Source organism: Micromonospora sp. DT53 (genome assembly GCF_049841535.1).
Taxonomy (GTDB): domain Bacteria; phylum Actinomycetota; class Actinomycetes; order Mycobacteriales; family Micromonosporaceae; genus Micromonospora.
The window spans coordinates 1-374 of record NZ_JBNCKM010000030.1 but is presented as its reverse complement, the minus strand read 5'-3'; the positions used below and the strand labels follow the sequence as shown (position 1 = coordinate 374).

1 pseudogene is annotated in these 374 nt (G+C 68.4%); it reads right to left on the bottom strand.

The window, feature by feature from the left end:
* A pseudogene (locus ACLQ3B_RS33655) lies at nucleotides 1-356 on the bottom strand (hypothetical protein); the annotation flags it as partial.
* Nucleotides 357-374 lie beyond the last annotated feature (18 nt).

The following is a 374-nucleotide window of genomic DNA, read 5'->3' as shown; positions in this document are numbered from 1 at the left end:
GGGCGTTGCTGGAACAGGCCCAGCGAGTCGTGGTCGTTCATGTCGCCGAGGTGGCCGAGGTTCTCCAGCTTCGACTCCTGCAGGCTGGTCGCGATCGAGATGACCGCGGCCCGCTCCGGCAGGCCGGCCTTCTTCGTGGCGGCGATGATCGCCTTGGCGTTGGCGGTCTGCTCGTCGTTGAGGGTGATGTGGGACTGGTCGCCCTGCGGCTTCGGGGCCTGCACGGCCACCGCGACGGCGGTGGGCTTGGCGTCCACGGCCGGGTTGGCGTGGGCGGCGATCGGACCGGCGAAGACACCACCGGCGAACGCGAGACCAGCAACGGACAGCATGCTCTTACGCAAGATCGTGTTCATGGGGGTAGCTCCTTCGGG